The 13,544-nt window shown below is 66.7% G+C and carries 14 protein-coding genes; 8 read left to right on the plus strand and 6 right to left on the minus strand.

The annotated features are described in order from the left end of the window. The first annotated feature begins 6 nt into the window (after window positions 1-6). From AC1RP5_RS27620 to AC1RP5_RS27630, 3 genes are read left to right on the plus strand one after another with little or no spacing between them, the layout of a single operon-like run. Window positions 7-345, plus strand: a complete 339-nt coding sequence (locus AC1RP5_RS27620) for a Lin0512 family protein (protein WP_493116015.1) — start codon at window positions 7-9, stop codon at window positions 343-345. Between the two features lie 14 nt (window positions 346-359). After that, window positions 360-704 carry a Lin0512 family protein gene (locus tag AC1RP5_RS27625; RefSeq protein ID WP_493116016.1) on the plus strand — a complete coding sequence of 115 codons (345 nt, stop codon included), beginning with the start codon at window positions 360-362 and terminating at the stop codon, window positions 702-704. Window positions 705-718: 14 nt separating this feature from the next. Further along, window positions 719-1,501: a glutathione S-transferase family protein gene (locus tag AC1RP5_RS27630; RefSeq protein ID WP_493116017.1), complete on the plus strand. Its 783-nt coding sequence runs from the start codon at window positions 719-721 to the stop codon at window positions 1,499-1,501. A 166-nt stretch (window positions 1,502-1,667) separates the two neighbouring features. On the opposite strand, the gene AC1RP5_RS27635 is transcribed toward AC1RP5_RS27630, so the two are convergent. The 4 genes from AC1RP5_RS27635 to AC1RP5_RS27650 form a co-directional block, all read right to left on the minus strand. Next, the gene (locus AC1RP5_RS27635) at window positions 1,668-1,892 is read right to left on the minus strand and encodes a hypothetical protein (RefSeq protein ID WP_493116018.1); all 225 of its coding nucleotides are present in this window, start codon (window positions 1,890-1,892) and stop codon (window positions 1,668-1,670) included. 70 nt (window positions 1,893-1,962) lie between these two features. Next, window positions 1,963-2,490, minus strand: coding sequence for a UGSC family (seleno)protein (locus AC1RP5_RS27640; protein WP_493116019.1), 528 nt, complete (start codon window positions 2,488-2,490; stop codon window positions 1,963-1,965). Window positions 2,491-2,501: 11 nt separating this feature from the next. Beyond that, window positions 2,502-3,557 carry a hypothetical protein gene (locus AC1RP5_RS27645; protein ID WP_493116020.1) on the minus strand — a complete coding sequence of 352 codons (1,056 nt, stop codon included), beginning with the start codon at window positions 3,555-3,557 and terminating at the stop codon, window positions 2,502-2,504. Window positions 3,558-3,671: 114 nt separating this feature from the next. Next, window positions 3,672-4,592: a LysR family transcriptional regulator gene (locus AC1RP5_RS27650; RefSeq protein ID WP_493116021.1), complete on the minus strand. Its 921-nt coding sequence runs from the start codon at window positions 4,590-4,592 to the stop codon at window positions 3,672-3,674. A gap of 96 nt (window positions 4,593-4,688) precedes the next feature. Here AC1RP5_RS27650 and AC1RP5_RS27655 point away from each other — a divergent pair, with 96 nt between their 5' ends. Beyond that, entirely contained in the window at window positions 4,689-5,900 is a 1,212-nt protein-coding gene (locus tag AC1RP5_RS27655) for a CaiB/BaiF CoA transferase family protein (RefSeq protein WP_493116022.1), read from the plus strand. Between the two features lie 52 nt (window positions 5,901-5,952). Here AC1RP5_RS27655 and AC1RP5_RS27660 read toward each other — a convergent pair whose 3' ends face one another. Both AC1RP5_RS27660 and AC1RP5_RS27665 read right to left on the minus strand, forming a co-directional pair. After that, complete coding sequence (locus AC1RP5_RS27660; protein ID WP_493116023.1) at window positions 5,953-7,041, minus strand: LLM class flavin-dependent oxidoreductase; 1,089 nt, start codon at window positions 7,039-7,041, stop codon at window positions 5,953-5,955. Window positions 7,042-7,043: 2 nt separating this feature from the next. After that, window positions 7,044-8,009 (minus strand): Bug family tripartite tricarboxylate transporter substrate binding protein, encoded by a 966-nt coding sequence (locus tag AC1RP5_RS27665; protein ID WP_493116024.1) that lies wholly within the window; start codon window positions 8,007-8,009, stop codon window positions 7,044-7,046. 95 nt (window positions 8,010-8,104) lie between these two features. On the opposite strand from AC1RP5_RS27665, the gene AC1RP5_RS27670 reads away from it, so the two are divergent. The 4 genes from AC1RP5_RS27670 (at window position 8,105) to AC1RP5_RS27685 (ending at window position 13,540) form a co-directional block, all read left to right on the plus strand. Beyond that, window positions 8,105-9,715: a gamma-glutamyltransferase family protein gene (locus AC1RP5_RS27670; protein WP_493116025.1), complete on the plus strand. Its 1,611-nt coding sequence runs from the start codon at window positions 8,105-8,107 to the stop codon at window positions 9,713-9,715. 344 nt (window positions 9,716-10,059) lie between these two features. Next, window positions 10,060-11,655 carry an ABC transporter substrate-binding protein gene (locus AC1RP5_RS27675; RefSeq protein ID WP_493116026.1) on the plus strand — a complete coding sequence of 532 codons (1,596 nt, stop codon included), beginning with the start codon at window positions 10,060-10,062 and terminating at the stop codon, window positions 11,653-11,655. 98 nt (window positions 11,656-11,753) lie between these two features. Continuing rightward, entirely contained in the window at window positions 11,754-12,689 is a 936-nt protein-coding gene (locus AC1RP5_RS27680) for an ABC transporter permease (RefSeq protein ID WP_493116027.1), read from the plus strand. Then, complete coding sequence (locus tag AC1RP5_RS27685) at window positions 12,686-13,540, plus strand: ABC transporter permease (RefSeq protein WP_493116028.1); 855 nt, start codon at window positions 12,686-12,688, stop codon at window positions 13,538-13,540. Before AC1RP5_RS27680 ends, AC1RP5_RS27685 begins: the two co-directional genes overlap by 4 nt. Window positions 13,541-13,544: the final 4 nt, after the last annotated feature.

A 13,544-nucleotide genomic window follows, 5' to 3' on the forward strand; every position in this document is an offset into this window, starting at 1 on the left:
TTAGCCATGGCGTTGAAGAAGGTGGCCCTCGAGATCGGCATGGGCACCGATATCAGGGGCGGCGACTACACCAAGGCCGCCGTCCGCGCCCTGCGGGACGCGCTGTGGCACAACTCGCTCACCATCGCGACGGCATTGGGCAAGTCGAGCGACGACATGGTCGTCGAAGTCCTGATCGGCGTGCCCAAGCCCGACCAGGTCGACACCGCGCAGGTGCTGGCGGTGCTGCCGCACGGCACCGGCACGGTGAAGGTGTTCGAGGGCGGCCTCGAGATCGCCAACGAAGCCGGCACGGACAAGACGGTGATCGCGCAGGCGGCCGCCATCGTCCGCCTCGACCTGTGACGGGAGCCAAGACCATGACCGCCAAGCGCGTGATCCTCGAACTCGGCACCGGCAACGACCTGCACGGCGGCGACTACACCAAGGCCGCCCTGCGCGCGGTGCAGGACGCCCTGCACCATTCCTCGCTCGCCATGATCCGGGCGCTCAAGATCAACACCAAGACCGGCATGTTCGTCGACGTCACGATCGGCGTGCAGCAGCCCGACAAGGTCGACGCCGAGAAGGTGAAGGCCTCCCTGCCGCACGGCATCGTCACCGTGAAGGTGGTGAAGGGCGGCCTCGACATCGCCGATCCGGAAAACAACGACCCGGCGGTGATCGCAAGTGCGGCCATCGCGGTCCGGATGGAGATTCCCTGACAGGAGCCTGCGTCATGCTGCTCTACGAACACCCGCTGTCGTCCTATGCCCAGAAGGTGAAGATCGCGCTGCGCGAGAAGGGGCTCGACTTCAAGGTCGAGACTCCTGCAGCACTGGGCACCGGCACGGCCGGCGGCGTGTTCGCGGCGGCGAGCCCGCGCAACGAAGTACCGACCTTGATCGACGGCGGCGCGCGCATCTTCGATTCGACGATCATCCTCGAATATCTCGAGGACAAGCATCCCTCCCCGCCCCTGCTGCCGCGCGATCCCGCGGCGCGCGCCGAAGCGCGGATGATCGAGGACCTCTGCGACACGCTCTACGAGGCGGTGAACTGGGGCCTGAGCGAGATCCGCTGGTTCAAGCGCGCCGAGGGCGAGCAGGCGGAGAAGATGAAGGCGACGGCGGCGCGGCAGACCGTCGAGCTTCAGGCCTGGCTCGCGGGCAAGCTCGGCGACCGGCCGTGGTTCAACGGCGACAGCTTCGGCTGGGCCGACCTCAGCGTCGCGCCCTATCTCAACCGTTCGTACTTCTATGGGCTGGGCGCGCCAGCCGGATCATCGCTGACGCGGTGGCGCGAGCGGCTCATCGAGCGCCCGTCCGTCGCCGCGACCTTCAAGGAATTCGAAGCCGCTGCCGCCGGCATGGCGAGCGCGCACGAGCGCCTCGCGTCGGGACAGATCCGGCGCGAATATCGCGATCATCGCCTGGAATGGATGATGAAGTCGGGCGGCCAGCAGGTCGTTCTCGACGGCTTGGCCAAGAACAACATCCGCTTCACCTGGCCGTTGGGCTGAGAAACCTTAAACCTAAAAAACCTCACCCTGAGGAGCTGCGCGTAGCGCAGCGTCTCGAAGGGTGGGCAACAGGCGGGGTGCTCGTGCCCATGCTTCGAGACGGCTGCTCCGCAGCCTCCTCAGCATGAGGTTATTGGTGGTGCTTCTACCTACTACTTAAAAAACCTCAGCCGCGCGCCGCGCGGCCCATGAACAGCAGGCCCGCGCCGGCGACCACGGCGATGATGCCGGCGATGGTCGGGATCGGAATCGTGCGCTGCTCGTCGGCCGTGACCTTGAGCGGGCCGGCATCGACGATCGTCTTGCGCTCGGTGAACGAGATGTTGTCGATCGCCAGACCGGCAATGCCGATCGCGATCAGAAGAATGCCCATAATTGCCATCGGCTTCATGCCGTGAACTCCCTGTTTCTTGGTTCCCCCGGGCAACGCAAAATGTTGCCCGAGGTTGCCTTCAGGGAGGTCAGGCCTTCGGCTTCACCAGCATCGCCAGGCCCTGCTCGATGGCCGTGCGGGCCATGTCGCGGAGCTGGTCGTCGGTCGCGCTGCTGACCGGATGGCCGATCTGGGCGAAGGCATAGCCCGGCATGCCGAGCACGCGGCTCATCATGTCGGCGGCGCTGGCGAACCGCGTGGTCATCACGCTGAACGCGGGAACTTCAAGTCGTTCGGCGGTCACTGAGTCGTGCAGACTGCACGATGAGCAGGACCCTCAATCCCCCAGGCCTGAGACGACGGCATCCCAGCCCTTGATCTCGGCCACGATGTGCGGATCGGCCGGGGCGCTGTAGTTCGACTTGGTGCGGCTCACCACATTGGCGACGCCGTATTCCTCGCGCAGGATCTGGTCGAGGTGCTTGAAGAAGCCCTTGGTGCCTTCCTTGCCGTTCGAGATGAAGCCGATGGTCTTGCCTTCCAGCGTGTCGAGGCGCGGGGCGAGCCGGCCGGCCGGCGGGGCGGTGCCCGGGGTGGGATCGAGAACTTCGAACATGAGGGTTCCTCTTACTTCTTGGGAGGTTCGCAATCGACGCAGACGCCGAGGGGAAGGGTGACGGCATGGCTCTTGTGCCCGAGCCACGGCGGGATGACGGCGCCGAAGCCGCCGGCCGGCCCACCGGCCGCCACGACCAGCAACTGGTCGGGCGATTCCATCGCCGTATAGACGCTGTCGCCGCGATCGCGCACGACGGCGCCCTTGCCGACATCGGCCCATTCGCGGCGATGGATGCGCGCGCGTTCATGGATGAAGGTCGCGATGTCGGCCTTGGTCCAGCCGCCCGCCTGCAGATGCTCGCGCAGCTGCTTGGGAATGACGATCGCGTAATTGCCGGGATGGATCGAGTAGTGGCGCATGTTGGCGCGCATCTCGGCCGCGAAGGTTTCCAGGATCTCCTCGGGCTTGGTCGTCCATTCGTTCATGAGCTGGCGCGGCGCGCCGGCCGCCATGACCGTGACCGATGACGCACCCTTCGGCACGCCGCGATGTTCCGCCAGCGGCAGCCAGGTCGTGTCTTCCTCGTCCTCGGCGACGCAGTAGCTGAACTTGCCGGGATGGCCCAGCGTCGACCGGTCGATCACGCCCGGCCGGTCGTCCAGCAGGTTGATCAGGCAGAGCCGGATGGCGCGCCCGATGACCGCCGTCGCGCGGTCGGAATTGGCGAGCGCATTGAACGTGCCGGTAGCGCCCAGTTCCAGGCGAATCGGGCCGTTCAGGATGACCAGCACGGCACAGCCGCCGGTGCTGGCGGTGGCGCCGTGCATCAGGAACTCTTCCTGCATCATGGCGGTCCAGGCCGCCACGACGACCGGGAAATGCATGGGCAGGCAGCCCGCCATGACGGCATTGATCGCGAGCTTCTCGGCGGTGATGGCGAGACCGCGCACCGGTTCGATGCCGATGAGCTGATCGGGCGGCATCATCACCCATTCGAGGCATTCCTGAACCGCTTCGCGGGTCGGAGGCACGATCGGCAGACCGTCGGTCCAGCCGTTGGAATGATAGAGTTCCTGGACAGCCGAGATGCTGTCGGCCGAGTAGGATCGGGATGCAAACTGCACGCTGTTTCCTCCACCGCTCCGGGCACAGGACGCCGGGCGGCTTTCTCGCAGGATAATCTTCCTGGCGCCTATGCCAACCGCAACCTGATAGCCGCGATTATTTCACTTAGCGCATCAAAGCCGGACCGGTTTCGGCCAGGCCCGTCGCGCCAGCGCGAGGAAGCCCGCCGCCGAAGGCGACGGCTCGCGCTCCCGCAGCAGGACGATGCCGAGGCGGCGCGAGAGTTTCGGCTCGCCGAGCGGGATCGCCCGCAGGTCGCGGCCGAGGAAAAGGCCGGTCGCGCCGGTCGGGACGATGGCGAGCCCGACACCCGCCCGCACGCAGCCCATCAGGGTCGCGAACTGGCTGACGGTGATCATCTGGCGCAGCGGCAGGCCAGCTACCGAAGCCGCCGCATCGATCGTGCGCCGGGTGCGCGAATCGCTGGGCAGGGCGACCAGCGGCTCGTCGCGCAACTCCGCGAGCGCGATGCTGCGGCGGCCGGCCAGGCGATGGCGGCGCGGCACGACGAGGCAGAAGGTCTCGCGCTGCAGCGCCTCGCCCGAAATCGCATCGGGCAGCTCGTCGACATAGGTGAGGCCGAGATCGGCGGCGCCGCTGCGCACGGCTTCGATCACGCTGCCGTGCACGCCCTCGTTCACGTTGATCTCGATGCCCGGCCGGTCGGCGCGATAGGCCGCGAGCAGCAGCGGCAGCGCGCCGCTCGCCACCGACATGATGCTGGCGATGGTCAGCCGGCCGCGCCTCTCCTCGGCGACCTCGCGGATCGAGCGCACGGTGATGCGCAGGTCGTTCAGCATGCGCTCGGCCACGGCGGCGAATTCGCGGCCGGCCGGCGTGATCTGGACGTGGCGTGTGCTGCGCTCGAACAGGCGCACGCCGAGCGCCGTCTCGACCCTCTTGATGGTGCGCGTCAGCGCCGGCTGCGAGATGCGCAACCGCGAGGCCGCGGCGATGAAGCTGCCATATTCGCCGACGGCCAGGACGGCCTGAAGCTGGCGGGCGCTGAAATCCGGCAGGGCGGGCTGGGCCATGGCACTAATGCTCGAAATGGAATTATCGGCGATATCAGAAACGAATTGCTAAGAATAGCGATCGCACCCGAAGCTGGCCGCACCGGAGGAAAAACCATGCCCATGCCGCTCGACAAGGTGCGCGTTCTCGATCTCACCCGGGTCCTGGCGGGTCCATGGGCCACGCAACTGCTCGCCGATCTCGGCGCCGAGGTCATCAAGGTCGAGCGGCCGGGCAGCGGCGACGACACGCGCGGCTGGGGGCCGCCCTTCGTTGCCGGCGACGGCCAGCCGGGCGGCATCAGCGCCTATTTCCTCTGCACCAACCGCGGCAAGCGCTCGATCGCCGTCGATTTCGAGACCGAAGCCGGCGCCCGGCTGGTGGCCGATCTCGCCGCCGAATGCGACGTGCTGGTCGAGAACTTCAAGGTCGGCAGCCTCGCCAAGGCCGGGCTCGACTACGCCACGCTCTCGAAGCGCAATCCGCGGCTCGTCTACTGCTCGATCACCGGCTTCGGGCAGACCGGCCCGCATCGCCATCGCACCGGCTACGACCTGCTGGTGCAGGCGATGGGCGGGCTGATGAGCGTGACCGGCGAGCCCGACGGCCAGCCGATGAAGGTGGGCGTCGCCACGGCCGACATCTTCACCGGCCTCTACGCCAGCAACGCGATCCTCGCCGCCCTGATGGAGCGGCGCGAGAGCGGCCTCGGACAGCAGATCGACCTCGCGCTGCTCGACGTGCAGATCGCCACCCTGGTCAACCAGGCCTCGGGCTACCTCTCCTCGGGCAAGGTGCCGTCGCGGCACGGCAACGCGCATCCCAACATCGTGCCCTATCAGGCCTTCGCGACGCAGGATGGGCACATCGTGATCGCCGTCGGCAACGACACGCAGTTCGCGCGCTTCTGCGCCGTGCTGCGGCAGCCCGCCCTCGCCACCGATCCGCGCTTCGCCGCCAATGCCGGTCGTGTCGCCAACCGCGCCGCCCTGCTCGCCATCGTCGAGCCTCTCCTGAAGGCGCGCCCGTCGGCCGACATCCTGGCCGGCCTCGACCGCGAGAACATTCCGGCCGGGCCGATCAACACGATGGACCAGGTCTTCGCCGATCCGCAGATCGCCGCGCGCGGACTGGTGGTCGAACCGGCCGCCGGCACGACGGGCCAACGCGCGCCGGTCGTCGGCAATCCGATCCACTATTCACGCACGCCGATCGATTCGGCCAAGGCCGCGCCGCTGCTCGGCGCCGATGCCGACGACGTGCTGCGGCGCGTCCTCGGCAAGTCGGACGAAGAGATCGCCGAGTTGCGCAAGAGCCGTGTGATCTGATGATCCGTCGTCCTGAGCGGAGCGGGCGGCTTCGCTCAGGGCGACGGGTAAATTACGCCGCCAGCATGCGCCCGGGGTTGCGCTGGCGCAGGATCGGCATGATCCATTTTCCGAAGCGCTCGGCCTCCTCGTCGTGCAGGTAGCCCGAGAGGCAGAAGGAGTGGCAGCCGAGGTCGATGAACTTCTGGAGCGTGTCGGCGCACTGTTCGGGATCGCCGACGATGGCGATGCCGGCGCCGGGACGGACCTGGGTGATGCCGGTCCACAGATGCGGCTCGATCGTCTCGCCGATCGCGGCCAGCTCGCGCACGCGGCGGTTGGCTTCGGAGGTGGCGAAGCGTTCCTTCACGAAAGCCTTCTGCGCTTCGTTGGCGTGCGAGACCAGACCGTGGGCGAAGTCCCAGGCTTCCTTCTCGGTCTCGCGGCAGACGACCTGCAGGCGCATGCCGAAGCCGATCTCGTTCTCGCGGCCATGGCGTGCCGCCATCGACTTGATCTCCGCCATGTTGGCGCGGATGCGCTCGTAGGTGTCGCCCCAGAAGAGGTGCACATCCGAATGCTTGGCTGAAATCTCCCAGGCCTGCTTCGAGCCGCCGCCGAGATAGAAGCGCGGATGCGGTTGCTGCAGCGGATAGGGCCGGATCTGCGCGCCTTTCAATTGATAGAACTTGCCGTCGAAGTTGACCGGGCCTTTGGTGGTCCACAGCGCCTTCAGGATCGAGACTTCCTCGTCCATGATCTCGTAGCGCTCTTCCTTGCCCCACTTGATGCCTTCGGAGGCGTTCTCGGCCTCGCTCTGCCCGGCGATCAGGTTGATGCAGATGCGGCCGCCCGAGAGCTGGTCGAAGGCGGTGATCATCTTCGCCAGCAGCACCGGATTGATGTAGCTCGGCCGCGCCGCCACCAGCATGCGCATCGACTTCGAGCGCGCCACCATCATGGCGCTGGAGATCCATGCCTCCCAGCACGCGGTCTGGACCGGCACCAGCATGTATTCGAAGCCCGCCGCTTCGGCCGCACCAACGACCTTGTCGAACAGCTCCAGCGACGGCGCCACCTGGGCGCTCGCCAATCCATAGGCGGTGGTGTCGCCCGCGGTGGGCAGGAACCAGCCGAATTCGAGACGCTTCGGGTCAGCCATCTTCATTCCTTCTCGATGCCGGCGGCCTTGGACAACCGGCCCCATTTCTCGATCTCCGACTTGATGAAGGGCCGGACATCCTCCGGCGCCTTGCGCTGCGGCTCGAACGAGATGCCGCGCAGGCGCTTGATCACCTCGGGATCGGTCACGATCTCCTGCACCGCCTTGTCGATCTTCGCCACGACCTCGGGCGGCGTCTTGGCCGGCGCCATGATGATGAACCAGGCATCGAGCGCGAACTGGCCGAGGCCGGCTTCCTGGAAGGTCGGCACCTCGGGCAGCAGCGGCGAGCGCGAGTCCGAGGCCATCACCAGCGCCTTCACCTTGCCCGCCTTGACCTGCGGCACGGCGATGGCGACATCCGCGAAGGTCATGTCGATCTGACCCGACAGGAGATCGGCCAGCGCCTGCGGTGCCGACTTGTAGGGCACATAGGTAATGTCGGCGCCGATGCGTTCAGCGAGCGTCGCGGTGATGACGCGGGCCGAGGGCGTGCCGGCGCCCGAGGTCAGCGCGGGCTTGGCCTTGGCGCGCTTGATGAAATCGGGAAGCGTGTCCATGCCGACATCGGCGCGCACCAGCAGCACGAACTGGATGAAGCCGTAGAAGCCGGCCGGCGCGAAATCCACGAGCGAATCGTACGGCACCGACTTCATCAGGTTGGGATTGCCGGCATGCGTGGCCGCCGTCGCGATCATCAGCGTGTAGCCGTCGGCCGGCGCCTTCGCGACGTAGTTGGCGGCGATCGAGCCGTTGCCACCACCCTTGTTGTCGACGATCACCGGCTGGCCGAGCTTGGGTCCGAGATACTCCGCCATCAGGCGGGCCAGGGTGTCGGTGGCGCTGCCTGCGGCATAGGGCACGACGATGGAAAGCGGCTTCGCGGGCCAGCTCTGGGCGCGCGCGGGAGTTGCCGCCGCGGACGCCGCGGCAAGGATCGTGAGGGCTTTGCGTCGGCTGATGCTCATGCCGATCCTTATGCAAGCGGCAGCACCGATGCGCAATTGGCGCTGGTCGAAGCGCGAAAGAGGCGGCACGATCCGCCAACTTTTCAGGAGATCTTATGCTGCAGCACGGTAAGCGTCCGACAATCGCATCGCGGCATGGCATGGTTGCCGCCGCCCATCCGCTGGCCGCGGCCGCGGGCGCGCGCATCCTGTCGAACGGCGGCAACGCCTTCGATGCGGCGGTCGCCACCGCAGCCGCACTGAACGTCGTCGAACCTTATATGTCGGGCCTCGCCGGCCGCGGCGTCGCGACCTGCTACATCGCCAAGGAAAAGCGCGTCCGCACGCTCGACTTCGTCGGACCGATCTCGAAGAACTTTCCGGTCGACAAGCTCAATAACCGCTCGCAGCTCCAGCGCGGCGCGCTCGCGGTCGGTGCGCCCGGCAATCTCGCCGGCTGGTGCGAGCTGAACAGCGCGCACGGCAAGAAGAAGCTGCCGGAACTGTTTGCGCCCGCGATCGCCATCGCGCGCGACGGCTTCCAGTTGATCGAATTCAACATCGAGGAAATCCAGGGCGTCGCCGGCGAACTCGCGGGCTACAAGGCGCTGCATCCCGAATGGTCGCGCGTCTATACGGCGGGCGCCGGCAACGTGAAGCCGGGCTTCGTGCTGCAGCAGCCCGACCTCGCGCGCACGCTCGAGGCGCTGGCCAATGAAGGCCCCGGCCTTCTCTACGGCGGTGCGCTCGGCAAGAAGATCCTCGACCGGCTGACCGAACTCGGCGGCTGCATGGTGATGGACGACCTGCTGGCCGCGAAGGCCACCTGGCGCGATCCCGTCGCCGTCACCTATCGCGGCCGCACCGTGCATGTGCCGCCGCCGCCCTGCGAAGGCTTCCAGTTCCTGCTGACCTTGCGCATCCTGGAAGGCTTCGACCTCGCCAAGATGAAGCGCAATTCGACCGAGCATGTCGACACGGTGCTGCGCGCCGTCCGCCTCGCCGCCGGCGTGCGCATCGCGACCGGCGTGCCGGCGCCGCAGAAGCTGGCCGAGATCCTCTCGGACGCCCATGTCGAGACGCTGCGCGCCCGCGTGCGCGACGGCAAGCCGATCATCGGCCCGACCGAGCAGTGGACGCCGCCGGAGCCGGTCTCGCCGACCGACGAGAGCCACACCACGTCGTTCTCGATCGCCGACAATGAGGGCAACCTGATCTGCCTGACGCAGAGCCTGGGCAGCGTGTTCGGTTCGGGTATCGTGGTGCCCGGCACCGGCCTCTGCCTCAACAACTTCCTCTACTGGGCCGACGTGAACCCGAAGAGCCCCAACAGGGTGAAACCGGGCGACCAGCTGCCGATGTGCATGGCGCCCTCGATCTCGACCAAGGACGGCAACCCGATCCTCGCGCTGGGCACGCCGGGCAGCTACGGCATCCTGCAGACCCAGCCGCAGGCGATGGTCCAGCACGTCGATTTCGGCCTGCCGCTGCAGCAGGCGATCGAGGCGCCGCGCGGCCGTCTAACCGACGGCGCCGAGGTCTATCTGGAATCGCGCCTGCCGCCGGACGTCCACACCGACCTGCGCAAGCTCGGCCACAACATCACGACCGGTCCGGAATGGACCATGAAGGTGGGCGGCATGCAGGGCGTCGCCATCGACCAGGAAACCGGCATCTTCACCGGCGGCTGCGACCCGCGGCGCGACGGTTACTGCGTCCCGGCGTAGAGGAAACGCCCTCCCGCTCATTCAAATAGCGGGGCAGTCACATTTGCCCCCCCATTTCCCCGTCGTCCCGACCGGAGCGAAGCGGAGTGGAGGGACCTTTTTTCCTCGATTTGACGGCTTCAAGTGGAAAAAAGGTCTCCCCACTCCGCGCTGCGCGCTACGGTCGAGACGACGGAAGATTTTGTACGCGACAGTCTGATTCAAATGGGGAGCTGGGCGCTCGTTCTTCGGCGCTCCCGGACATTGCTGCGCAATGTCCTGACGCTCCCAGGCATTCCTCTTGCACTGGGAGACAATGCAAGATGGAATGCGTTCCAACGAGAATGTTCAGGAGGGGGATGGTTATGCGTAAACTTGCATGGCTCGCGGTCGCCGCGATCGCCGTCATCGGCGCCGGCACGGCGAATGCCCAGACGACGCCGCGCAAGGGCGGCACCCTGCGCATGACCGCGCCCTACGCCGCGAGCTTCGGCAGCCTCGACCCGCACGTGACGCCGCGCGCCCAGGACGACATCGTCGGCAAGGCGCTGCAGCGCTCGCTCTACAACTGGGACACCGCCGCCAACAAGCTGTCGCTGGAGCTGGCCAAGTCGGTGTCGGTCTCGGCTGACGGCCTCGTCTACACCTACAAGCTGCGCGACGACGCCTTCTTCCATAACGGCCGCAAGATGACGGCCGACGATATCATCTTCTCCTTCACGCGCATCATGGACGGCACCAAGGGCTATCCCGGCGCGCGCTTCGTCCGCCTGATCAAGGGTGCGATCGACGTCGAGAAGGGCACGGCCAAGGAGATTTCCGGCCTCAAGAAGATCGACGACAACACGCTCGAGATGACGATCACCGATCGCGTCGATCCCGGCTACTACTTCTTCGGCGGCTCGACCGCGATCCTGCCCAAGGAGGAAGTCGAGAAGGGCAACTACGCGTCCAACCCGGTCGGCCTCGGACCCTTCAAGTTCAAGGAGCACATCCCCGGCTCGCGCGTCGTGATGGATCGCTTCGACAAGTTCTACAAGACCGGCCAGCCCTACCTCGACAAGATCGAGGTGCTGATCATGGCCGAGGCCGCCGCCCGCGACGTCGCCTTCCGCAACAAGGAGATCGACACCTCGATCCTGGGCCCGGCGCAGTACGTCGCCTATCGCGCCGATCCGCAGCTCGCCAAGGGCATCCTCGAAGTGCCTGAGATGTTCACGCGCGCCATGCACATGAACCTGAACTCGATCAAGCCGTTCCAGGACAAGCGGGTGCGCCAGGCGATCAACTACGCGATCGACTCGAACCTGATCATCTCGCGCCTGGTCAAGGACAAGGCCTATCGCGCCACCAGCTGGCTGCCGCCCTCGTCGGCCGCTTTTGACAAGAACGTGAAGCCCTACCCCTACGACCCCGAGAAGGCCAAGAAGCTGCTGGCCGAGGCGGGCTATCCCAACGGCTTCGAGTTCGAATGGACGACCAGCCAGAACGAGAGCTGGGGCCTGCCGATCGTCGAGGCGGTGATCCCGATGCTGGCCAAGGTCGGCATCAAGGCCAAGCCGAAGCTGGTCGAGGTCACGGTGCTGACCGAGATCCTGATGAAGGGCGACCACCAGTCGCTGATCTCGTCGAGCCTGACCGGTCCGGACTCGCTGGCCACCCTGCGCTGCTACTACTCCAAGACGCCGCGCACGGCCTGCAACTACACCGGCTTCAACAACGCCGACTTCGACAAGCTGCTCGACGATGCCGCCCAGGAAGGCGACATGGCCAAGCGCGACGATCTGCTGAAGAAGGCCAACAACCTGCTCTACGACGAAGCGCCGGTCTGGTTCTTCAACTACAACAAGGCGGTCCTGGCGTTCCAGCCGTGGGTCCACGGCCTGCAGCCCAACCCGACCGAGATCACGCATCAGTACCCGGAGAACATCTGGGTCGACGCAAGCTCGCCGGCCAAATAACGGCGAAAGCAGAAAGTTGAAGGGTCCCTCGCTGCCGCTCGGGATGACAGGCTCCCTGTCACTCCGGGGGACGGCGCGGGACCTTTAGAATCCCCGCAATGCTCCTCGTCCTCGGCCGTCGCCTCGCCAACATCATCCCGACGCTGCTCGCCGTCGTGGCGCTCGTCTTCCTGCTCTTCTCCGTCCTGCCCGGCAGCTTCATCTCGGGCATGAACGAGGACGGCCGCTCGACCATCGACCCCGCGGTCATGGAGCGCATGCGCAAGGAGATGGGCCTCGACGACCCGCTGGTCGAGCGCTTCGCCAAATACGTCGCCGCCACCGCCACGGGCGATCTCGGCACCTCCTTCCGCACGCGCGAGCCGGTCACCAAGATGCTGGCCGGGCGCATCTGGCCGTCGCTGAAGCTGGTCCTCGCGGCCATGACCTTCGCCATCCTGATCGGCGTCACTCTGGGCTTCCTGGCCGCACTCAAGCCCGGGAGTTTCATAGATACCGCCGCCATGGTCGGTGCCATCTCCGGCCTCTCGCTTAGCCAGTTCTGGTTCGGCCTGATGCTGATGTACCTGTTCGCGCTCAAGCTCCAGTGGCTGCCGAGTTTCGGCTACGGCGATGGCGGCCTGCGCAACCTCATCCTGCCGGCGATTGCGCTCGGCGTCGGGCCGATGGCCCTGCTCGCCCGCACCACGCGCGCCGCCGTGCTCGACGTGCTCAACGCCGACTTCGTCCGCACCGCGCGCAGCAAGGGCATGAGCGAGCGCCGCGTCGTCGAATGGCACGTGCTGCGCAACGCGCTGGTCCTGGTCATCACCATCGTCGGCCTGCAGTTCGGCTCGCTGATGGGCCAGGCGGTCGTCGTCGAGAAGCTGTTCGCCTGGCCCGGCGTCGGCTCGCTGATGGTCGACTCGGTGTTCCAGCGCGACATGCCGACGGTCCAGGGCTGCATCCTGATGATCGTGCTGTTCTTCCTCGTCATCAACACGCTGGTCGACATCGCCTACGTCGTGATCGACCCCCGGATCCGGTACCGATGAGCATTGCCCTGAAGCTCCCTCGCCTGCGGTTGAAGGGCGGATCGTCCCTCTGGGTCGGCGGCGGCCTGGTCGCCATCGCCATCTGCTCGGCGATCCTGGCGCCGTGGATCGCGCTGACCGATCCGGTGCTCGACGCCAACCTGATGAACGCCGAGATCCCGCCCTGCTGGGAGTTCCCGTTCGGCACCGACGCGCAGGGCCGCGACATCTATTCCCGCATCGTGTGGGGCGCGCGCGTGTCGCTGAGCGTCGGCATCATCAGCCAGATCTGCAACAGCCTGATCGGCGTCACGCTCGGCCTCACCGCGGGTTACTGGGGCGGCTGGTGGGACGATATGGTGAGCGGCCTCACCAACCTGATGCTGGCGATCCCCTCGCTGGTCTTCGCACTCGCCATCATGGCGATCCTGGGACCGGGCCTCGTCAGCCTCGTCATCGCGCTCGGCCTAACCAGCTGGTCCTATTCCTGCCGCATCGCGCGCGCCCAGGTCCTGTCGCTGAAGAGCCAGGGCTACATCCAGGCCGCGCGCATCCTGGGCTATGGCGACCTGCGGATCATGTTCACGCAGGTCCTGCCCAATATCCTCGGCCCGCTGATCGTCATCGCGACCCTCGGCATGGGCGGCGCCATCCTCGCCGAAGCAGCCCTTTCGTTCCTCGGCCTCGGCATCCGCCCGCCCTTCCCGAGCTGGGGCAGCATGCTGTCGGAGGCGCGCGACCAGATCACCACCGCGCCGTGGCTGTCGGTCTTCCCCGGCCTCGCCATCTTCTTCACCGTGCTCGGCCTCAACCTGCTGGGCGACGGCCTGCGCGACTATCTCGACCCGCAATCGACGACGCGGCGGGGCTGAGGGC

The organism is Reyranella sp. GW821-FHT12G01 (genome assembly GCF_058806575.1).